Origin of the sequence: Dermacoccus sp. UBA1591 (genome assembly GCF_002322065.1) — a bacterium.
GTDB lineage: Bacteria > Actinomycetota > Actinomycetes > Actinomycetales > Dermatophilaceae > Dermacoccus > Dermacoccus nishinomiyaensis.
On sequence record NZ_DCNR01000116.1, the window covers coordinates 7,851 to 29,382 of the forward strand.

Consider the following 21,532-nt stretch of genomic DNA (forward strand, 5'->3'; position numbering starts at 1 on the left):
TACTGAGCGAGGACGATCATGAAACGCATCACCTGGTGGGCCATGAGCACGCTGACGCTGCTCGTGCTGCTGTTCAGCTACCGCACGTCGACCGAGGCAGTCGCAGCCGGCGGGGCTGGGGCGTCGAACACCGTTGCGATGCAGCAGAACACCACGACGGGCCAGAGCGAAGCGGGATCGACGCAGACGACGACGTCGGGGTCCGGCACCGGTTCGGGTTCGACGCCCGCGGCCTCGGCTTCCACGTCCGGCTCGGCGAAGTCCGCGACCTACACGGGCACGAGCGTCGATACGCGTTGGGGGCCGGTGCAGGTGCGCATCACCGTCGCGAACGGAAAGGTCACCTCGTCGGAGGCCATCGTCTACCCGAGCGAGAACTCGCGCGATCAGGAGATCAACTCCGTGGCCATCCCGACGCTCAACTCCGAGGCGACGGGCACGACGACGAGCTCGATCGACATGGTCTCCGGCGCGACGTACACCTCGACGGGCTACATCCAGAGCCTGCAGTCGGCGCTCGACCAGGCCCACATCTGAGCCCGCGATGACAACGACGGCTTCGACGCGAGAAGAGATCATGACGCCCACCACCCCGGAACCGACGTGGCGCACCCGAGCGTTCGTCGAACACACGATGGGCATGGCCGTCTCGCTCCATATTCGCGTCGCACACGACGAGTTCGGCTCACGCACAGACGAACTGGCCGACACAGCCCACCGCGCCTTCGCCGCCCTGCACCGCGCCGACGACGTGTTCTCGACCTACCGCGCCGACAGCGACCTCATGCGTATTCGCCGCGGCGAGCTCGACGAGACCGAGGCGGACCCCTGGTACGCAGACGTTCGCGCGTTGTGCGAGGAAGCCGCGACCGTCACGAATGGCCTGTTCACGACCGACCTCGTCGGGCCCGACGGCAGCCGCGGGTACGACCCGACGGGCCTCGTCAAGGGTTTCGCCGTCGAGCGCGCCGCCGACGTCCTGCGCGCCGTCCCCGGAATCGTGTTCTGCCTCAACGCCGGCGGTGACCTGACGTGCGACGCGGGGGCGGGCGCGAGTGCAAGCATCGAACGTGTGTGGCGCGTCGGCATCAGCGACCCACGCGACGCGGCGGGCGTCGTCGCGACGCTCGAGCTGACGCAGGGCGCGCTGGCGACATCAGGTACCGCGCAGCGCGGCGCCCACATCGTCGACCCGAGGACGAATGTGGACGAAAATCGCAGAGGAGGACAGGAATCGCCGATGGGGCACGGGGGCGAGTGTGCGAGCGTCACCGTCGTCGGGCCGGATCCAATCTGGGCCGACGTGTGGGCCACCGCCTGCTTCCTCGACCCCGACGCCCTCGCCTTCAGTCGCATGGCCGCCAGCTACCGCGTCGCGCACCTGCAGGCCTGACACGCTGCCTCCCACGGGTCTCGAGGCGCGGCCGGCATGCAGATCCGAGACCGCCGCCGGCCCGGCCGCGAACGGACCCCGCCAGGAGGCGTGAGCCGGCGCGGGCGCGGTCCGACCCTCCGGCCGGCATGTCCGCTGCATCCGCGGTACCGCCACGTATTCTGGGGCGGTGAACCCTGAATTGTCCGTCGTCGTCCCCATGTTCAACGAGCAGGACGTGCTGCCCCTGTTCGCCGAGCGTCTGCGCCCCGTCCTCGACGGCATGAATACCTCGTACGAGGTCGTGTGCGTCGACGACGGATCATCTGACGACACCCCCACCATCCTGCAGCGACTGCGCCGCGAGTGGCCGCAGATTCGTGTCGTGCGTTTGCGCGCGAACGCAGGCCACCAGGCCGCCATGAGCGCCGGCCTTGCGCGCTCCCTCGGCTCCTGGATGGTGACGATCGACGCCGACCTCCAGGATCCCCCGGAGGTCATCGCCGAGATGCTCGACGTCGCGAAGCGCGAGCACGTCGACGTCGTCTACGGCGTGCGCACCGACCGCACGACGGACACGGCGTTCAAACGCACCACGGCCGAGGGCTTCTACAAGGTGATGGGCAAGCTCGGGGCGGGTGGCGCGATGAACGCAGCCGACTTCCGCCTCATGAGCCGAGAAACGGTCGACGCCGTCCTCGCGCTGCCCGAGCAGAACCGCGTGCTGCGCCTCGCCGTCCCGCACCTCGGTTTCCCGAGCGCCGAGGTCGGCTACAAGCGTGAGGCCCGCGCCGCAGGCGAGTCGAAGTATCCGCTGTCGAAGATGCTGAAGCTGACGTTCGACAGCATCACAGGCATCTCCAACGCCCCACTCCGGCTGGCGACGTGGTTCGCCGGTCTGGGGTTCGTCACCGCCTTCCTGGTTCTGGTGTTCGCGCTCATCTCCAAACTGACGGGCCACTCGATCACCGGCTGGGCTTCCACCATGGTCGCGATCTGTGGCTTCGGGGCATTCCAGCTGTTGTGCCTCGGAATCCTCGGCGAGTACGTCGGGCGTTTGTACGTGGCGATGCAGGCTCGCCCGACCCACTACATCGCGTACGACAGCCTCGAGACGCCCGAGAGCCGCGTCGGCGACCCCACCCTGTGAGTCATCGCGGGCGGCCGCTCAGCGCGGCCGCCCGCCCAGCGACCTAGGGCACCCGCGAGGCGGATCACCGCAGGCGATAGATCGTGACGGGCCCGGACGTGTGAACGGGCGTCGCGTACTTTGCCAGTTCCGGCGAGACCTTGCTCGCCCGCGCGTCGCCGAACAACCACCGCACGCCCTGCTTCTGCAGCGCCGCGACACCGGCGGCGGTGGGCGCGTGGAAGACGTTCTCGTTCGTCATGTAGAGGGCGCGATTCGGGTACGGCTGCTGGGTCGCCCGCAGGCCGTGCTCCCCTGCGGCCTTCTGCGGCGCATCCATGTATCCCCATGACTCGACGAGCATCCGACGTTCGCTGAAACCGCTCACCCAGAACGCTCGACGGTCGCAGTTCAGCGTCGACACCACGCCGCGGCAGTGGACGTTCGTGGCCACGAGATCGTGGGCTCCTGAGTGATCGCGCAACCAGAAGGCTGCGGACGATTCCGCCGGCAACACGGAGTACGACGCGACACGGCCGCGAGGCGCGTCGAACTGTTCGTGCGTCGCGTCCGCCGTCGCGACGCCCGCCTGGACGACACCGAGACCGAGCAGCACCGCCGCGCCCCACAGGGCCCTGCGACGCATCAGCACGACGAGCGCGACGACGAGCACCGCCATCACGAGCGTCGGCCAGATGATGCCCCCCGGGATGGCGTGAGGAGCGGGCACGTGCTTGCCCGTGACCGCGCGGCTGATCCACACGACCAGGCCGCCCAACGCGAGCCCGATGGCGGTGACGCCCCAGCGTCGCGGGTGCTCCGCCCGAGCCCAAGCCGCGGCGAACCCCCAGCCGGTCAGCGTCGCGAGCAGCGGCAACGCACCGAGCGGAAAGTAGCCCTGAGACAGGCCTGTGTGGTCGATGAGCTGGAACGCCGCGAGCGAACCGGCGAACGAGCCGAGCAGGAACAGCGGAACCGGGTCGCGACGCCACGTCGATCCGAGGGCCACGGACGTCGCCGCGTACGCGTACCCGAGGAGCATCACGGCGAGCACCCCGAGAACGATGACGAAGACGCTGGGCGTCGCGATGTGCGGCGGAATCATCGAGCCGTGGCCAGTGGGGCGTGGCAGGTGGAGGTAGTCACGGTATGCGCTCGCGCGCCGCACGCTCGACAGCAGGCGCACCTCGGAACCTGCGGAACCGCCGGCGAACAGCGGGAGGGCCATGACGATGCCCACCGCACACAGCACACCCACCGTCAGTGCTCCGCGGCGCACGCGACGGTTGCGGATGAACAGGACGAGGACGACCGCGGCGCCCGCTCCGAAGACGGGCAGGATGCTCGACTTCGCTCCCGCACAGACGAACATGGTGATGACGGCGAGGGCGAGCTGCGCGCCCCGTACCCGTTCGCCGCGCAGGATGGGGGCGAAGAGGTACAACGCCCACAGCGTGAAGACGAGACCGAAGACCTGTGACGGGCTCACCCAGATGAACGGCGTGTGGGGCCCGGCCCCGACCCAACCGAGGAACGACACCGACGCGGGGGCGGCGAGCACGATCATCGCGACGTTGCCCGCGACCCACGAGCCGCTGAGACGCGCCGTCACGACGAGCGTCAGCGCCAGCGTCAGCCCGATGATCGGCAGCATCCACAGCCGCAGCGCCACCATCAGCGTCGAGGCGAACGACCCGAGGCTGCCGGAGGCCATGTATGCGTCGCTGAGCCAGTGGTAGTTGAGGTGGCCCGATTTCGCCTGCGGCACCATGGGCACGAGCGCATGCTCGAGCTCCCCGACGAGGCCGAGATGCCAGTACAGATCCTGATACATCGTGCTCGTGCCCGGGGGCATGCTCTGGTGCGCCGCATCCGCGAGGAAGGCGAGGCCGAGCCACACCGTCAGCGCCACCCACAACCAGGCCGAGGCGACGGGTGTGCGGCCGAGATCCTCGACGGAGCCCGTGACGGGCGTCTCGACGCGCGTCGCTCCACCGGCCGTGCGCGCTGGGGGCGCGCTCATCGACGCCGCCGTCGGGGCCGTGTCCGCCGTGACGGCGCCTGCAGCATCGCCCCTGTGACGCCAGAGCAGCGCCGCACCGACGCCAAAGGCGACCACGCCGCCGACGACCGTCAGGCCGGGCTGTGAGATCGCTTGCCACGCGGCCCAGTTCACGAGTTGCAGCATGATGCCGACGACGGCACCGAGGCTCCATCGCAGCGACCCGCGCAGTCGGGACATGGCAGCGACGACGCCGGCGCCGCAGAGCAGCCAGGCGGACGTCCAGACGGCATAGCGCACGGCGTCCCCGAAGGAGGCGTCGAGCGCGACGGGTGCGAAGAAGATGAACAGTAGGCCCACGACAGCGGGCGCACGACGGGCACGTGTGAGCACCCAGCGGAGTTTAGTGGCTCATCCCCCGGTGCGCCCGTACCCATCGGCGATTCTCGTCCACCTTCACCCCCGGTAAACGAGACAAGCACTGGCAGCAAAGAGGGACGAAAATCGCCGATGTGGACAAGAATCGCCGTCGGGTACGGACCATGCGGCCTCGAGCGCTCAGGCGCGGCGACGATGCGACGGTGCAGCGACGGGGCGAGGAGCCTTTCGCGGACGCTCGGTGCCTCCGGCGGCTCTAGGATCGCCGGGTGAGCTCGCCCATCCCGTCCGACCCGTCGCAGCAGACGACGCATGCGCGCGACGTCGCGCCGAGCGTCTCGCAAGGGGCCGCGCCGAGGAGCGCGCAAGGTGCCGCGTCCCCCGCTGACGACCGCATGACGCCCGCGCAGACGCGTCAGTTGCTCGTCTATCTCGCGGCTGCTCACATGGCCGCCGGAGCGGGGGCGCACGAGGCGGAGGAGGACGTCGTGCGCGCCGCCCGCGCCATCGGGCTGCCCGGCGTGCAGATGCAGGCCAACCCGAACGGCGTGACGCTGGGGCTCGGCCATGGTGAGCCGGCGACGTTCGAGTCCGTCGAGGGTTCGTTGCGACTCGATCAGACGGCGCGTGTCGCCGCGATCCAGCACGGTCTGGAGATGGGGTCGCTGACGCCTGCGGACGCCCTCGCCACGCTGCGCGGCCTGAGGAGGCAACGCGCCCGCTTTCCCGTCGTCGGCATGTACCTCGGCGGCTTCGTCGTCGCAGCGGGCATCGCCGGGATCCTCCAACCGACCTGGCCGAGCGTGCTGTTCGCGGCCCTGGCGAGCCCCGTCACCGTCGCCCTGATCCGCCTGACGGGCCGTCGTCTCGTCCCGGCGGCACTGCTGCCGCTGTTCGCCGGGTTCATCGTCGCGGCCGCCGCGTTCGCCGCCTTCGACGCCGGTCTCGTCGCCAGTCCGCTGCGCACGATGCTGCCACCCGTCGCGGTGCTGCTGCCGGGCGCCCTCATCGTCACGGGCCTCAGCGAACTCGTCGCCGGCGCCATGGTCAGCGGCGCCGCGCGCCTCGCGCACGGCACGGCGCAACTCGTCATGTTCGCCGCAGGCGTCGCCGGCGCGAGCCTGCTGACGCACGCGCCGAGCAGCGCCTTCGTCAACACCCGCGTCGACGAGCTGGGCCCGCTCGCCGGGTTCATCGGCCTCGGGGCGGTGACGATCGGCATCTGCCTCATGGAGTCGGTGCCGCGGCGCCTCGCACCCTGGGTGCTCGCCGTGACGACGCTGACGTACGCGACGCAGTGGTCGATCCAGAACTGGCTCGCCTACCCCGCCTGGGCCGGCGCGTGCGCGGGCGCCTTCATCGCTGCCTTCAGCGCATGGGTGATGGCGCTCGCCCGCCCGACGCTGCCGCGCATGGTGTTGTTCCTGCCGAGTTTCTGGCTGCTCGTGCCCGGCTCGCTGGGGCTCGTCAGCGTCACTCAGCTCGCCATCGACCCGCATGAGTCGTGGAAGACGGCGACGAATGCCTCCGGCGCCATCGTCGGGATCGCTCTCGGGCTCGTGTTCGGCACGAGCGCCGCGCGCGGGCTTCGCGTCACGATCCGACGCACCCGCCGCCGCCGCCGTCCCAACCCGCCCGCCTGATCTACGCTGGAGCGATGACGTCGTCCCCGCGCCTGCGCGCCTTTCTCCTCGCCCTGTGCGGTGTCGCACTGGGCATCGCACTCGCGCGCCTGTCGGGCGGTTCCCTCGCCGTCGTGCTCGCGATCGTCGTCGGCGTCACGTGCTTCATCGTCATGCAGATGCGGCGCGGGGGCTGACAGCCCTGCCAGGGCAGGCTATCCGGCACCAATCTGACCGAATCGGTGGCGCCGGATGCGCCGTTGCGGGGAAAATGAAGGAACGCGTGTCTGCCGACGCGCTGACGTTCGACGTCGACGCCCGTCGACCTCGCCGAGAGTCCACGCTGAAAGGTCTGGCATGAGCACCTCACCCACGGAGCGTCGCGACGACGACTTCACGTTCCCGACCGCCGCCTGGGTCGCTATCGACGTCACGGCCCTCGGCGTGCTCATCCTGCTGCTGTGGATCTTCCAGCCCGAGAAGGGTCTGCTGCCCGAGCCGAGCTGGCTGATCGACCCCCTCGCCGGCTGGCTGCTCGGCAACGTCCTCGGGTTCGCGGCATACAAGACATTCCTCAAGCTGCCGCCGGCCGGCATGGCGGCGATCTGCCTCGTGCTGGTCGCCCTCTCGCCCGTCATCTTCCTCAAGTACCCGGCCATGGGTGCGTTCTTCGCCGCGCTGGCCATCGGCATCGGCGCGGGTTCGATCATCCACCGAACGCTGATCGAGCGCCGCACGCACTGACGCGTCTCGGCCCCAAGGTCGAGCGCGACACCGCAGCCCCCGTCGACGAGACGGGGGCTGCGGTGTTTCACGTGAAACACGCCGCAGCGTCAACCCTGCAATGCGCGCTCCATGCGGCCCCCGACACGACGGAAAGGGCGGGCCCCGCCAAACCGCTGCTCACGTTGCCCGGCGGCCGGCTGCAGGCCGGACGGGCCGGTACGCACGAACCGCCCGGAATCACGAGGATTCTCGGGCGGTTCGTCGATCACGCGTCAGATCGCACGGCGTCCGGGTGTCACGGCATCCCGGCGATGGAACCGCAGTTCGACGCCGCGGGCTTGCCGGCGAGACGGTCGACGACCCAGTCACGCGCAGCCGACTGGTCGGTGATGAACGGGCCGACGTGGTTGAGGATCGCCTTGGTGCCGGCGCTCGGGTTGCTCAGCGGCGCGTACGTGACGTTCGAACCCTCGCCGCACCAGTCGACGGCGAGCTGGCGGGCCTGGCTGTGCGTGACGAGGTCGTCGGCGTTCGCCGTCGCCACGCGCACGGCGGCCGTGGGCTTGAGACGGCCGAGGCGCTGGGCGTCGATGAATTCGGAGAGCGCCGGTTCGCGCGCGACGATCTGCGCGAGCGATTCGCCTGACTTCGTGTACTGCTCCGTCTTCTTGCCACCGAACGCGAAGACGGTGTCAGCGGTGCACTGCCCGCTCGTCTTCGCGAGCATCGCCTTGCCGTTGGCGTTGAGGTTGTCGTCGATGATCTTCTGCAGCCCCGGGTATTCGCTGACAGCGCCGTTGATGATGTAGCCGATGACGCCGGCGATCGGGCTGCCGTCGACGCCGGAGAGCACCGAGCTGAGCTCGGCGGGCGGCGCGCCGACGTAGGCGGCCGCGACGTTCAGCTCCGGCGCGTACGTGGGCGCGGCCTCGACGGCTGCGCCGGAAGCGCCGCCACCCTGGGAGTAGCCGTACGTCGCGACCTTGGAGTCGGCCTTGACGCTCGCGCCGGGCACCTTGCTCGCGACGCGCGCCGCGTCGAGAACAGCGTGGGCCTGGTCGGCGCGGTTCATGTAGCTGTGGACGCGGTCGTTCATGCCGAGGCCGACGTAGTCGGTGACGACGACGGCGACTCCCTTCGACAGCAGGTTGTTCATCGCGGTCGTCTCGTAGTTGAGCCCGATCGAGCCGGGAACCTCGAGGTTGAGCGCGGTGGCGAGCATCTTCGACGGCGCGCACTGGTCGCCCTGGCCGATCGTGCCGACGGAGAAGCTGACGACGGGACGCGGGCCCGGGCCCGTCCACTTCGCCCACGGCTCGATGTAGGCGCCGGTGACGGCGGTCGGCTTGTCGTTCGTGTCGCGTGTCGAGTACATGATGCGCGTCGTCTTGCCGTAGACGCCGAGGCCGGTGAAGAACGGCTCACTCTTGATGAGGGTGCCGGGCGTGGCCGGGACGCTGGCGGGCGCGGTGTAGAAGGTTGCGGTGCCGGCCTGGGCGGCGGGCGCTGCAGCCATCGTCGTGACGCAGGCGGTGGAGGTGGCGGCGAACGTGAGAGCGACGGCGGCGAGACGGTTTCGGCGCATGGGGGTTCCTTCGGGCGGCAGGGTTTTCCGGGGACCAGCAGGGAGCGGCCCACGCGATGTGACCTACCACACAGTATCTTTTCTCGGGAACGGTTGGGGAATGACGTGCCAAAAGTTACGCGAGCGTAACCGAGGTGCGGGATCCTGAGCCGCGCGTCACGAATGGAAGCCCGGCAAACCGAAAAGCCCACCCCGGCGCGGCTGGTTGTGCGGTTGCAGAGCCGAAACCCCTTCATGCGCGATCAGATCGCCGAGCCGCCCGGCCAGGCCCCGTCAGGCGCCGAACGCCGATTCCGGTTGACGTTCCTGCGGCGGCACCTCGGCTTCGTCGCCGGCGCCGCGTCCGAGCACCCGGGCGACGTCTTGGGCGAGCTGCACCGTCGCGTCGATCTCGACGCGGCGCGTCGACACGCTCTCGATGTTGAAGCCGAACGGCACGTCGAGGTAGCGGCAGAAACGTGCGAGTTCGTGCGCGGCGGCGAGGCAGTGCTCGTAGGACGCCTCGAGGGTGTCGTGGCTGCGGCGCAGTTCGTTGCCGACCCAGCGGGGCACGTCGACGCCGAGCCATTCGAGGAAGTCGAGGGTCTTCTCCGAGCCGCACAGCGACAGCGTGAAGATGAGGCGCGCCGGTCGGATGCCCCGCTCGGCGCAGGCGTAGGCGTAGTCGCTGATCGTGTTCTTCGCCTCACCGGTGTCATAGACGACCTGGCTGACGAAGAACGCCGCACCCGAATCCTGCTTGCGCAGCAGCCGTTCGTGCTCGGCGCTGGTGCGTGCGTGGCGTTCGGGGATGACGACCCCGCCGAGCGTCACGTGCTCGTGCTCGGCGGCGAGGTCGACGGCGCGCGGCAGGCTCGTCCGCACAGGCTTGCCGGACGAACTGGCGCCGACGAAGACGGTCGCGTCACCCTGACGGCGTGAGGCGAGGAAGTCGCGCAGCTGCGCCTCGTCGTACTTGCCGACGCAGCGGTAGACGATCGCGTTACCACCCCACCCGGCGAGCGGGCCGGAGAGGAAGTCGGCCGGGTCCATCGTCTCGAGGTAGGGGAACGGTCGGTCGTCGTCGGTGCGATCCGACTCGTCGTCGAGGTCGTAGAGGATGAGCGCGTCGACGTCGAGGCCGTCGAGACGCGTGAGGGTCGCGTCAGCGATCTCCTGCGCACGTTCGGCACTCGTCGTCGCGCGTGGGGGCGTCATGGCGAACAGCAGCAGTTCACGTTCGTCGGTGACGAGGTCGGCGAAGGTGCGTTCGGCATGGGCGCTCATGACGATCGAGGCTAGGCCCGCACCTCATGAACCCTCGATTCGCGCGCCGACCCGTGAGACGAGCAGCCGTCGGCCGCGGACCGAAAGCAGCGGATCATCGCCCGGAAACGCGTCGAGGATGACGCGTTTCCGGGCGATGCCGGCGGCTCTGACGGGTGCCGCGGGGGCTCCGTGGGGCCGGGGGCAACGTCAGGCTCGGGCGAGGACGTCGATCGTCGCGGTCGCGGGATCCCACCACCGCAGACGGTCGGCAACGAGGACGTCAGGCGCCGGCTCACCACCGCGGGCGTCGACGGCGGCCATGGCCTCCCCGAGTCGATCGCGCGGGATGCGCCGACCGAGCGTCACGTGCGGCGTCCACACCGGGTGGCGGACGAGCGGTGACGCCTGACGCAGCGCCGTCACCTCATCGACGACGGCACGGGGCGGCTCGGCGAGGTGCGCGAGCGTCACCCGTGAGCCCGCACCGAACGCGATGAGGCCGCGCACGTCGAGACGGATCGGCAACGCAGCGGCGAAGAACCCACGGGCGCGGGCGACCACGTCGTCGGGAATCGCAGATGCGACGACGAGCGACAGGTGCGGCGCGTTCGTCATGCCACGGTGGTCGAGTTGCGACGGCAGGCCGAGGCATCGCAGCGCCCGCCACTGATCCTCGACGGCGGTGGCGCTGCGCTCGTCGAAGCTCAACTCGAGCGCACAATCGGCCATGACGCGACGCTACCGAGGCCAGAGGATGAAGAAACCACCCCTAGGTGCCCGGTTGAGCCCCAGAGGTGGTTTCGATGCGACGCTCAGGGCCGCGTCAGGCCTGTGATCGGCGACGGTCAGGCCGGCGCGTCGCCGTCGCCGGGATGGTCGGCGGTGTCGTGACGCTCGCGGCGGTCGCGCCGCAGGGGAAGCTCCGCGGTGCGGTCGCCGGCGTCGCCGCGGCCGTCGACGTCATCGTTCGAGGCGGTCTCAGACGCCCGCTCCCGCGGCTCGCGCTCGTAGCCGGGCCCCCGCCCGCCCTCCTGCCTGTGCGGCGGGTGGTGGCCGAGTTGATGCTCGACGAACTCGCCGACGGCGCCGACGCCGTCGTCGTCACTCGCGTCGACGCCGCCCGGGGCGAAGCGGTACGTGTTGTTGCCGATCATGAACAGGATCCACAGGCCGATGACGCCCCAGACCGCCACGACCCACAGGGGGCGGGTGAGGTCGACGCCGCCGAAATAGGCGATCGAGCGCACGGCGTCGACCCCCGCGCCGTTCGGCAGGTACGGGCCGACCGAGCGCCACGGCTCGGGCAGCACGTCATAGGCGAACGCACCGCCGGCGGAGGGGTTGCCGAGGATGACGAACAGCAGGATCGCGAGGCCCACGCCGAGCGAACCGAATGCCGACGTCAGGCCGAACGTGAACGTGCTGACGGCGAAGACGAGCGCCATGCCCATGGCGGACATCTTCCAGAACGGGCCGGGCAGCGCGTCGAGCATGTGCTGCGCCACCAGGGTGCCGACGATGCCCGAGAGCACCGCGTACGCGGCGAACAGCAGCAGACGCATGCGCGCCCCGATGGCGGTGTGCGAGCGGTTGCCGACGACGGTCGTCATCGACGCGGGAAGCAGGTAGGCGCCGACCATCCAGGCGAGGACGAGATAGAACGCGGCGGTTCCGCGGGCGTCGTCGGGCGCAGCCTTGACGACGTCATGCGTGACGAGGCCGCGCTTCGCGTTCTGTGACGTCTTCGTCGCAACGGTCTGCGCCACCTGAGCGCGCGAGGCGCCTTGAGCCGAGGCGTAGTAGAGCGTGTCCTTCGGGTTCTTCTCCGTCTTGCTCGGGTTGAAGACGTAGACGCCGACGGCCCTGTCCTTCTTCACCTGCTCGATGGCGGCCTTCTCGTCGGTGCTGATCGTCGCGAGCACGGGCTGACCGTCGATGGCGTTGAGCTTGTTCGCGATGTAGCCGGCGTTGCCCTCGGTGTGGCTGACGACGATGAACGGTGCCTTCTTCGCCTCCGGCTTGCCGAAGGCACCCATGTACGACAGCCCCATGAGGCCCTGCACGAGCACGCACATGAGCGCGAGCACGATGAGGCGGGGGGCGAACTGACGGATCTGCTCGCGAGCGGTGGTCTGTGCAGGAGCAGACTCGTCGAGACGCTGCGCCATGGGCTTCCTCCGAAGGACGGGATGCGGGCGGTTTCGTGGGGGCCGGCCGCTCGCGTCGCGGCGAGCTGCCGGGCTGTGGTTCAACCGTACTTCCCCAGGCCCCATCCAGCGACACTACACCTGTAGTGCCGCTCGGAGGAAATCGCAGACCCAGACAGATTTCGTCTGGCACTCACGCCGTGCGGCGCGCCACAACAGAACGCGACCACTCTCGTCCCCCGGCCTCGCCGCCCGCCTCAGCCGGCGGCGAGGAGCGCCGTCACCAGCTACGCGGGATGTTGCGCAGGTTGGAGCGGCCCATCGCGACGGCTTCGCCGGCACCGCCGTTGAGCACGATGCGCGACATGGCCGTCGCGAACCCGAACACCTGGTCGCTCGTGATCTTCGGCGGGATCGACAGTGCCATCGGGTCGGTGACGATGTCGACGAGGCTCGGGCCCTTGTGAGAGAGCGCCTCGGCGTACGCCTTCTCGAGGTCCTTCGGGTTCTCGACGCGGATGGCGTGCCACCCCATCGCCTGAGCGATGGCGGCGTAGTTGACCTCGGGCACGTCGACGCCGAAGTCGGGCAGCTTGTCGACGAGCATCTCGAGCTTGACCATGCCGAGCGTCGAGTTGTTGAACACGGCGAGCGTCAGCGGCAGGTCGTAGGCGCGTGCCGTCAGCATGTCGCCCATGAGCATCGACAGGCCGCCGTCACCGCACATCGCGACGACCTGGCGGTCGGGATGCGCGAACTGGGCGCCGATGGCCTGTGGCAGCGCGTTGGCCATCGAGCCGTGCAGCATCGAGCCGATGAGGCGGCTGCGGCCCGTCGGCTGGATGTAGCGCGCGGACCACACGTTGCACATGCCCGTGTCGGCCGTGACGATCGCGTCGTCCGCGAGGGCCTCGTTGAGCAGCGACGCGGCGTACTCGGGGTGGATGGGGGTGTGCTTCTCCACCTTGCGGGTGTAGGCGCCCACCGCCTTGTCCATGAGCTTCTCGTGCTTCTTGAGCGTCTTGTCGAGGAACTTCGAGTTCTTCTTCTCCTCGACGAGCGGCAGCACGGAGTCGAGAGTCGCCTTGACGTCGCCCTGGATCGGCAGGTCGACGGCCGTGCGGCGGCCGAGCACCTCGGCGCGCGCATCGATCTGCACGGTGCGCGTGTCGGGCAGGAACTGGTCGTACGGGAAGTCGGTGCCGACCATGATCATGAGGTCGGCGTCCTCGATACCCTCGGCGGCGGCGCCGTAGCCGAGCAGGCCCGTCATGCCGACGTCGAACGGGTTGTCGTACTGCACGAAGTCCTTACCGCGCAGCGAGTGCCCGACGGGCGCCTTGGCCTTGCTCGCGAGCCGCATGAGCTCGTCGTGTGCCCCGGCGGCACCGGCGCCGGCGAAGATGGCGACCTTCTCCGCCGCGTTGATCTCGACGGCAAGCTTCTCGACGACTCCGGACGGCGGCACGAGCACGCCCGGCTCGGGCAGGGCGACGGGCGTCACGTCGGAGGTGGCGGGCTCGTCGGCGATGTCACCGGGCAGCGTGATGACGGAGACACCCTTGAGCGTGACGGCGTGCTGGATCGCCGCCTGCACGACGCGGGGGCTCTGCACGGGCGTCGAGATGAGCTCGGAGTAGACGCTGCACTCGGTGAAGAGACGGTCGGGGTGCGTCTCCTGGAAGTAGTCCTGACCGATCTGCGCGCTCGGGATGTGGCTCGCGATGGCGAGCACGGGCGCGCCGGAGCGGTTCGCGTCGTAGAGGCCGTTGATGAGGTGCAGGTTGCCCGGGCCGCAGGAGCCCGCGCAGACGGCGAGTTCGCCCGTCACCTGCGCATCGGCGGAGGCGGCGAAGGCGGCGACCTCCTCGTGGCGCACGTGGATCCAGTCGATGCCGCCCTTCGCGCTGCCGCCGGTGCGGCGCACGGCGTCGACGATGGGGTTGAGGCTGTCTCCGACGATGCCGTAGATGCGGCGCACGCCGGCGGCCTGGAGCTGGGAGACGATCTGATCGGCGAGCTTCATCGAGCTGACTCCTCCGGCGGCACCTGCCGCCTCGTTCGTGAACACGTTTTGATTGCAGTCAACTACGCGCGGCAGATCCCGTCAACGAGTTTGCGATGTGAACTCTGGCATCCGCCACCGACAACCCCGTCATTCGGCGATCTTCGACACCTTGCGGCACCTGTCGACGTGACGAAAGAGCATTCGCAGACACCCGGCCGACAAGGTACACGCAGCGCGTCACGCCTCGACGATGTTCTGGCCCAGGTATCTCCCCGGACGCGGGGCGCTCGGCAGCAGGTACACACCGGAGCCTATGGGCGTCGTCCAGGTGTTGAGGAGGTCGGCCTCGGCGAGGCGGCGCTGGATCGGCACGAACTGCGCGGCCACGTCAGCGCAGAACGCGACGAAGATCAACCCGCGGTCGCTCGTGCCGTCGGCGCGCGCGTCCTCGTAGTTATAGGGGCGGCGCAGGATGCGCTCCCCCGTCTTCGCCGGCCGCGCCCGCGGCACGTGCGCCGCCGGGTTGACGACGCTGAGGCCGAGCTCGTCGGTCTTCTCCAAGTCGATCGGGTCGTGCGGTGACGCGCCCGTCAGCGGGGCGCCGTTCGTCAGCCGCCTGCCGATCGCGTTTTCCTGAGAGGTGCGATCAAGCGTCTGCCACACGTCGACGTCCATGCGGATACGGCGGATCACCATGCCGGTGACGCCCTCCATCCACGGCGCGTCGGTGGTGGCGGCGTTCCACACGCGGTCGGCCTCGTTGCCGTCGACGTTCGACTGTTCCTGCCCGTCGAGCTGGCCGAACAGGTTGCGCGTGACACCTGCATCGCTCGGGCGCGCGCCGGCGTGGAAACCGCGCTGCTGCCAGCGCGGTGTCGCGATGCCCTTGAGCGCACTGACGAGTTGCGTCGCCGCGTGACTCACCCCGATCGGGTTGGCCGCGTCGATCTGGATGACGAGATCCGTCTGATCCCACGGCTTCTCGAACCGATCGATCGGCATCGTGGGGATCGGCGCGAGCCACGACGGAGCCTTCGCCCGCATGCCGCGCAGCGTGAACACGCGCAGCCCGAGGCCGACGGCGATCGCGACGCCGCCGGCATCGAACGCGAGTTCATGCGCGACGTCGGGCAGCGGCGTCGACCCCGCGACGAAGCGCGACGCGGTGTCATCGACGACGACGAGCGCACGACGCAGGTCGTCCTTCGTCGCATCGCCCGCGAGGTCGAGGCCGAGCCAGTGCGCGTGCGTGCCGGGCTGCGTCGTCACACCCGACTGACGCGGCGCACCGCCCGGCACGTGCCAGCGCGCCGGATGCATCGACGCGCTGGCACGCGCGCCCTGAGGTGCCGAGGCACTCGAGGATCCCGAACCTACCGCCCCGGAACCTGGCCCAGCCCCTGACGCCGACGCGCCCGACCCCGCGCGATCGCACGCCGCGAGCGCAACGGCACCGAGGCTCGCGAACGACCCGGCGATCACTCCTCGCCGCGAGGCCCTGCCCCCGTCGGCGATTCCTGTCCCCTTCTGCGATTTTCGTCCACCTTCGCGCGCCATCCCGGCCGTCGCCGCCGCTGGGCCGGCTGGGCACTGCGGATCCACGCGTGACGGACCATCACCTGAACCCTCCTCGTCCTGACCGCGGCCTGCGCGGGGCACCTCTGTCGAGGCACCCCGCGCATCGTCACGACGCTGACGGCGAAGGCTCACTGGCCGCGACGGCGCCGCGCCATGAGCGCAACTCCGATGCCGACGACCACGACGACACCCGCCACGGCGGCGATGACGCTCCACGCGGCGCTGCCGTCAGCGTCCTGGTGCGCCTCCGCCGCGGGCGACGGAGCGGGCGAGTCGAACGTCGTCGTGGCCGTCGCGCGCGGTGACGGCGACGCGGCGCCGCCCGAGGACGACGCTGCCGTCGACGGCGCCGCAGTGCTTGCAGTGCCGCCCTTCAGCGTGAACGTGTACGACCCGCTGATGGGGTGACCGTCGCTGGAGACGACGCGCCACGTCACGGTGTACGCGCCGTCACCGTGGCCCGCGAACGGGGCGCTGACGGTGCTGCCGTCCACCTTCGGCGTGGCCTTCGACGTCGATCCGTCCGGTGCCTTGACGGAGATCTGGTTGCCGACGGCGAGCGGCTTCTCGGCGAACGCCAGCTCGAGCGATGACGGCGCGCTCGTCACCGTCGCGCCGTTCTTCGGCGTCGTGCCGGTCAGTTCGTCGTGGGCTGATGCGGCGGGCGCGAACGCGATCGTCGTGGCGAGCGCGAGGGCGGCATAGGTCTTCTTCATCGTGGGAGCCTTTCGGGCCGTCAGGGTCAGTGGGAGGGGGTGGTCGACATGCCGGGCATGGTCGAGCCGGCCGACTGCGAACCCATGCCGCTCGAGTGGGCGTCGCCGGAGTGGCTCGCCTCCGACGAGTGCTGCGCATGGCCGGAGCCCGCGTACTTCTCCTTCGCACCGTCATAGGCGCGTACGGGGAAGCTGACGTCGGTGTGCGAGCCGTCATCGAACGTCACGGTGAGCTTCTGCGTCTCGCCTGCCTTGAGCGCGTGCGAGAGATTCATGAACATGAGGTGGCTGCTGCCCGGCTTGAGTTCGAGCGAGCCGCCGGCGGGCACGGTGAAGGACTTCGTCTCCTTCATCTCCATGCCCGTCGCGGTCTTCTGCGTGACGTGCAACTGCACCGGCCCGGCGTCACCGCGAGCGCCGGTGATGACGATGGGCATCGTCCCGGTGTTCTTCAGCGTGCCGAACGCGGCGCTCATGCCCGAATCGGCGGCCTTCGCCCAGGTGTCTGACGGCGTGATGCGCGACGCCATCGTGGCGTCGGCGCTCGACGTGGCTGACGCCGACGATGCGGCGCTCTTGGAGTCGCCCGAGGTGCCCGAATCGTCCGACGAGCAGGCGGTGAGCGCTGCCGGCGCGGCGAGCGTCAGAAGGGCGACGGCCGTCAGGCGGCGGGTGCGGCGGGTGGCGGGCGTGATGGTGATGTTCATGGTGAGGTCTTTCGTTCTGGGTGCGACGTGGCGTCGCGGCGGCTCTCACGGCCAGGGGAATCGGTGGCGTCGCCGATGGATGCGACGAACGCTGCGGCGATTTCACGGCTGCGGAAAACGCAGGACGCTCGGGGCGCCCGGGCCGCTCGGGGCGCGACGGGGTGACGCCGACGTGGCGCGCGGCCACGGGCTGCTCATGCCGTCCTGCGCTCGTCAGGCCCCCTGACACCAGGGCGCACCGCACCGGCACGATGCGGAGGCTCGGTCGACAGCCGAGAGGCACATGTCGACAGCCCTGATGGCCAGACCCGTGAGAGAGGGAGAAGATCCCGAGGATCAGTGCGAGAGAACGAAACTCACCGGTGGGGCGCGGCTGGCTCGCGGGGCGTGAAGCGTCACCAGGCGGGGCGCACGAATGTCGTCGAACACCGTGCAGGCCGTCGCAAATTCACCGAACGGCGCGAGCTGAATCTGCGGCACGAGGACGCGGATCGTCCAGGCGAGCGCCTTCTCGCCGTACGCGAGGAGCGCGGCGAACAGCCATGTCATGCCGATGTGGCTCGCGGCCATCGTCGCGCTCGTGCCGTCGGCGCTGACGTCGGCGGCGCTCGCGTGGTGCGGCATCGTCATGGAGGCGGGCATGAGCGTCGACATCGCCGCGTGCAGCGCGAGCTGCGCGACGGCCATGACGCCGACGAGCTGCGCGAAACTCCAGCGTCGCGTGCTCACCGCGTGCATGATCGGCGTGCCGATGACCGTCAGGCTGATGAGGAGCAGCACCGGTGCGCGATGCCCGCCACCGGCGACGTGCGCGGCGCCCGCCGAGCACGCCGTCAGGGCAGCGACGAGCAGGCTGCGCACCCAGCGCACCTGCTGTTTCTGCCCGAGCTCCACCCAGTCAGTCTACGAGCAGCACCCAGCGCGCCCGCCCAGCCACGCGGTGAGGCCGGGTACACCGCGTCCTCGGCGTGCGGGCATGCTCACCGCCCACCCCAGATGCGTGCCCCCTCGGGCGTGAAGCGTGCACAAGTCTTCGCTTCGGCCACACCTCTCGACGATGCCCATTTCCATGCTGGGCAGATGCGAACGAGGTATGGCGCACCCGCGACATGGCCGTCATCGCCGCTAGCGGCGGCAAGCGGCTGTTCGCCGATGACGGCATCAAGACGCGCCTGACGCTCGTCGAGAGCCAACAGGTCGCCAACGGCATCAACCTCGCGGTGTTCGACGTGGCACGCTGACCCCTCTTCCGCCCACCGGCCCGGCGGCGCGTACCTGACGAAGGGCGCACCCCCCACCGCCCGCCATCGTCGTCTGCGGCCGTCGCCCGCCAGCCTTCCCCGGCAGCTCTTCGAACCGAGGCAGCATGCCGCGTCATGCCGAAAAACAGCCCCTTGTCCGCCCCAACCTACCGGCCCTAAGGGAAAAAATGACCCAAAGGGTGAAGCTGTTCATCCGAAAGACGCGCTACCTTTACGTGAGCTACGACACAGGAGATGGTCAGCATGGCGTCCTTCACACCAGGCGTCGATCGGTGGTTGCGTCACGTGGGCGCGTCCATCATCGCGGCAGGCGCCCTCTTCAGCGCCCCTTCGTCCTGTGGGCTCTCGCGTACAAGACGTACATCTACGCCGAAACCGGGCACTGGTACGCCTGGGGCGCGCCGACTCAGATCGGCGTGTGCAACCGGATCATCTCCTACGCGCTCGTCGTGCTCAGCGTCATCGGCATCACCTTCCTCGGCGCCGGGCACGTCATGGCTCTTGTCCGCCGACGGAGCGCCGCAGCCCCCCGGAGCCACTCGCCGATCATCGGCGCCACACGCCGCTGACGGCGTCGCTCACAGCCGCACCGCTTCTCTCGTGTCGCCGCCGACCGCGTCAGGATGACGCCCTGCGCCGATGACTCAGGCATGACGCGTCGCGCGAGTCACGAATGACGCACGCCGTCGCCGTCCAGCACGGCGGCGTAGCCCTCGCGATACGTCGGGAAGTCGAACGCGAACCCCGTGCGCCGCAGTCGCGAGTTGTCGAGTCGACGGCTCGCACTCCACTCCCCGCGCCACGACGGGTCGGCGTCGGCATCCAGGCGTTCGGCCAGGTACGTGGCAACCTCACCCGCCGACGCGGGCGCGTCATCGGTGACGAGATACAGCGCGTCGGGCTCCGCCGTCATCGTCAGCAGGTGCGTGACCGCGCGCGCCAGATCGTCACGATGCACGCGATGCGTCGTCCGTGACGGATCGCCGACGTCGCCCTCGCTCACCCGGTTGACGAACCATTCGCGACCCGGCCCGTAGATGCCGCTCGGGCGCACGACGATGCCCCGCGTCGACGCAGGAAGCGCTGCGAGAAAAAGCTGTTCGGCCTCGGCGAGCACACGGGCCGTCGGCGTCTGCGGAGAGGGCGGCGTGTTCTCGTCGACGAGACCGCCGGACGCGCAGACCGCCGTCGACGACACGAACAGGGCCCGCTCGGGCGCCCAACCCAGCGCGGCGATCGCCGCGAGCGCAGTACCCGTGGCCTCGACGAACGTCGCCCGATAGGCCTCCTCGTCGCGCGCGTCGGGCGTGAGGCAGACGACGACGCGTTGCGGCCCACGCGCCCAGCCGCCGCGCTCCGTCAACGGTTCGAGCGCCGCGCGCACCGCGTCGACGCCCGCGCCGAGGTCGCAGGAGACGCCCGTCAGCGGCTCGGACACGCGATGGGCGTGACGCCGCAGCGCGACGACGTCATCGCCCGCGCGCGCCAGGTCGAACCCGATCTGCGTGCCCAGATCGCCGGCGCCGAACAAGAGAGAAGTAGCCATGCCCCCATCCTGCCCGTCTCGGCCCCGACGATCTGCGTGCAAGTGCACCCGGGCACATCGGGACGCAGATGAGTGGCCCAACTCAAACACCTCCTGCGCCCAAGTGCACCCGGGTGCACTTGGGCGCAGGAGGGGAGGGGCTATCCCCAGCCCGTCGCGACGGCCATGACGGCCGACGCGCCCAGCCGCGCCGCCTGCGTCACCGGCCATCGCCGAAGCTGCCAGCGGCCCAGGCCGCCGTCGGCGTTCATCACCCGGGCGAGCGTCACTGCGTCGATGATGGCGTCGCTCGCGCCACGCGCGAGGTTCGGCAGCGACCCGTGCGCCGCGTCACCGATGACGACGAAGCGGCCCTGCACATAGCGACGCATCGGCGGGGCGACCCACAACCGCGCTGCGACGGTCGTGTCGTCGGCTGCGGCCAGCGCTGCCCGGACAGTGGGTGCCGCACCCGCGAAACGTCGTCTCGCCTCGTCGACGACCGCCATGACGTCGAGCTGCTCCGGCGCGTACGCCCCACGCATCACGCCGACCCCGTGATCGGGCGTCTCGCCCTGCGCCGACGCCATCGCGTGCGCGGTGAACCAATACCTGCCACCGCTCACCGGAGCGTCGCCGAAAAGCTTTCCCGCACCCCAGAACTCGCGTGCAAGCGGGTTCGCTCCGTCGAGACCCTCGAGCGCGGGCGCGATGCCGCGCAACGTCACCCAGGGCGTCGCACGTCGTTCGGCACGCCGAGGGTCGACGATGCCCCTCACCCGCGAGCGCACGCCGTCAGCACCGACGACGACGTCGGCGTCCAGTTCGCGAGGATCGTCGACGCGATGCGCGACGGGCGCGGGCGCCACCGCCCGCAACGCCACCATGAGATCCTCACGCCGAACCTGCGCGACGGGCGGCGCGGGGGCCCGCAACAGCCGTCGCCCCGTCATCGTGTGCAGGTCGACTCGCTCGCACCTGCGAACCACTCCGACTCCAGATGACACACCGACTCCGCGGGCCCTACCGGGCGCAGCGCCGCTCACACCGTGACCGCCGCCGAGCTGCACCCCCAGCTCTGCAAGCGCGCGCAGAGCGTCAGGCCACAACCCGAGGGCCGCGCCCGTCCGACGATCGGGTTGCGCCTCATGGACGGTGACGTCGAAACGCGCCGGGTCGAGCGCCGCGGCCAACGTCAGTCCTGCGACTCCACCGCCGACGACGGCCACGCGACGAACCACCATGTCTCCCAGCGTAGGACCCGGCACGTGTCGAGGGACGGGGATCACACCCACCTGGACGCAACCCATAGATTCTCCATGCGTCTGCCCCTACGACATCCCCGCCGAAAGGAACACCGATGCGTTTCACTCGCACCACCACCGCCACCGTCGCGGCCCTGTCGCTCACCGCTCTCACGGCGTGCGGCTCGGACTCGTCCAACTCCGCCTCCTCCGCGACGAGCGCCGCCTCCGGCGCAGCCGCGAGCGCGACGTCCTCCGCCTCCGGCGACGCCAGCTCCAACTC

The 21,532-nt window shown here is 70.0% G+C and carries 20 protein-coding genes; 8 read left to right on the forward strand and 12 right to left on the reverse strand.

Annotated features, from left to right (window positions below; translation table 11 throughout):
- The first annotated feature begins 18 nt into the window (after positions 1-18).
- The 3 genes from B2284_RS13325 to B2284_RS13335 all read left to right on the forward strand — a co-directional run bounded on the left by B2284_RS13325 (position 19) and on the right by B2284_RS13335 (position 2,522).
- A complete protein-coding gene (locus tag B2284_RS13325) occupies positions 19-537 on the forward strand; it encodes an FMN-binding protein (RefSeq protein ID WP_074040838.1) in 519 nt (172 codons plus the stop codon).
- Positions 538-577: 40 nt separating this feature from the next.
- Positions 578-1,393: an FAD:protein FMN transferase gene (locus B2284_RS13330; RefSeq protein WP_074046421.1), complete on the forward strand. Its 816-nt coding sequence runs from the start codon at positions 578-580 to the stop codon at positions 1,391-1,393.
- Positions 1,394-1,562: 169 nt separating this feature from the next.
- Entirely contained in the window at positions 1,563-2,522 is a 960-nt protein-coding gene (locus B2284_RS13335; protein ID WP_083607367.1) for a glycosyltransferase family 2 protein, read from the forward strand.
- A 64-nt stretch (positions 2,523-2,586) separates the two neighbouring features.
- Here the strand turns inward: B2284_RS13335 and B2284_RS13340 are convergent, their stop codons facing one another.
- Entirely contained in the window at positions 2,587-4,896 is a 2,310-nt protein-coding gene (locus B2284_RS13340) for a hypothetical protein (protein ID WP_131941884.1), read from the reverse strand.
- A 254-nt stretch (positions 4,897-5,150) separates the two neighbouring features.
- Here B2284_RS13340 and B2284_RS13345 point away from each other — a divergent pair, with 254 nt between their 5' ends.
- The 3 genes from B2284_RS13345 (at position 5,151) to B2284_RS13355 (ending at position 7,247) form a co-directional block, all read left to right on the forward strand.
- Positions 5,151-6,524: a threonine/serine exporter family protein gene (locus B2284_RS13345; RefSeq protein WP_205747131.1), complete on the forward strand. Its 1,374-nt coding sequence runs from the start codon at positions 5,151-5,153 to the stop codon at positions 6,522-6,524.
- A gap of 14 nt (positions 6,525-6,538) precedes the next feature.
- A complete protein-coding gene (locus B2284_RS13350) occupies positions 6,539-6,700 on the forward strand; it encodes a hypothetical protein (RefSeq protein WP_006945173.1) in 162 nt (53 codons plus the stop codon).
- Between the two features lie 160 nt (positions 6,701-6,860).
- Positions 6,861-7,247: a hypothetical protein gene (locus B2284_RS13355; protein WP_074046410.1), complete on the forward strand. Its 387-nt coding sequence runs from the start codon at positions 6,861-6,863 to the stop codon at positions 7,245-7,247.
- A gap of 277 nt (positions 7,248-7,524) precedes the next feature.
- On the opposite strand, the gene B2284_RS13360 is transcribed toward B2284_RS13355, so the two are convergent.
- The 9 genes from B2284_RS13360 to B2284_RS13400 all read right to left on the reverse strand — a co-directional run bounded on the left by B2284_RS13360 (position 7,525) and on the right by B2284_RS13400 (position 18,112).
- A complete protein-coding gene (locus B2284_RS13360; protein WP_136788630.1) occupies positions 7,525-8,814 on the reverse strand; it encodes a lipase family protein in 1,290 nt (429 codons plus the stop codon).
- A 273-nt stretch (positions 8,815-9,087) separates the two neighbouring features.
- Complete coding sequence (locus B2284_RS13365) at positions 9,088-10,080, reverse strand: 5,10-methylenetetrahydrofolate reductase (RefSeq protein ID WP_136788629.1); 993 nt, start codon at positions 10,078-10,080, stop codon at positions 9,088-9,090.
- Positions 10,081-10,269: 189 nt separating this feature from the next.
- Complete coding sequence (locus tag B2284_RS13370; protein WP_136788628.1) at positions 10,270-10,791, reverse strand: 2'-5' RNA ligase family protein; 522 nt, start codon at positions 10,789-10,791, stop codon at positions 10,270-10,272.
- Between the two features lie 116 nt (positions 10,792-10,907).
- Entirely contained in the window at positions 10,908-12,230 is a 1,323-nt protein-coding gene (locus tag B2284_RS13375; RefSeq protein ID WP_136788627.1) for an ABC transporter permease, read from the reverse strand.
- A 259-nt stretch (positions 12,231-12,489) separates the two neighbouring features.
- On the reverse strand, positions 12,490-14,235 hold the full coding sequence (locus B2284_RS13380) for a pyruvate dehydrogenase (RefSeq protein ID WP_136788670.1): 1,746 nt from the start codon (positions 14,233-14,235) through the stop codon (positions 12,490-12,492).
- Between the two features lie 219 nt (positions 14,236-14,454).
- The gene (locus B2284_RS13385) at positions 14,455-15,537 is read right to left on the reverse strand and encodes a Dyp-type peroxidase (RefSeq protein WP_170957240.1); all 1,083 of its coding nucleotides are present in this window, start codon (positions 15,535-15,537) and stop codon (positions 14,455-14,457) included.
- A 386-nt stretch (positions 15,538-15,923) separates the two neighbouring features.
- The gene (locus B2284_RS13390) at positions 15,924-16,511 is read right to left on the reverse strand and encodes a copper resistance CopC family protein (protein ID WP_136788625.1); all 588 of its coding nucleotides are present in this window, start codon (positions 16,509-16,511) and stop codon (positions 15,924-15,926) included.
- A 26-nt stretch (positions 16,512-16,537) separates the two neighbouring features.
- Complete coding sequence (locus tag B2284_RS13395) at positions 16,538-17,218, reverse strand: copper chaperone PCu(A)C (protein ID WP_136788624.1); 681 nt, start codon at positions 17,216-17,218, stop codon at positions 16,538-16,540.
- A 336-nt stretch (positions 17,219-17,554) separates the two neighbouring features.
- Positions 17,555-18,112 carry a hypothetical protein gene (locus B2284_RS13400; protein WP_136788623.1) on the reverse strand — a complete coding sequence of 186 codons (558 nt, stop codon included), beginning with the start codon at positions 18,110-18,112 and terminating at the stop codon, positions 17,555-17,557.
- Positions 18,113-18,327: 215 nt separating this feature from the next.
- On the opposite strand from B2284_RS13400, the gene B2284_RS13405 reads away from it, so the two are divergent.
- Complete coding sequence (locus B2284_RS13405; protein WP_255356529.1) at positions 18,328-18,459, forward strand: hypothetical protein; 132 nt, start codon at positions 18,328-18,330, stop codon at positions 18,457-18,459.
- A 293-nt stretch (positions 18,460-18,752) separates the two neighbouring features.
- Positions 18,753-19,049: a hypothetical protein gene (locus B2284_RS13410; RefSeq protein WP_136788622.1), complete on the forward strand. Its 297-nt coding sequence runs from the start codon at positions 18,753-18,755 to the stop codon at positions 19,047-19,049.
- 98 nt (positions 19,050-19,147) lie between these two features.
- On the opposite strand, the gene B2284_RS13415 is transcribed toward B2284_RS13410, so the two are convergent.
- The gene (locus B2284_RS13415) at positions 19,148-20,026 is read right to left on the reverse strand and encodes an NAD-dependent epimerase/dehydratase family protein (protein ID WP_082740630.1); all 879 of its coding nucleotides are present in this window, start codon (positions 20,024-20,026) and stop codon (positions 19,148-19,150) included.
- Positions 20,027-20,166: 140 nt separating this feature from the next.
- The gene (locus B2284_RS13420) at positions 20,167-21,249 is read right to left on the reverse strand and encodes an FAD-dependent monooxygenase (RefSeq protein ID WP_170957239.1); all 1,083 of its coding nucleotides are present in this window, start codon (positions 21,247-21,249) and stop codon (positions 20,167-20,169) included.
- Between the last annotated feature and the right edge of the window lie 283 nt (positions 21,250-21,532).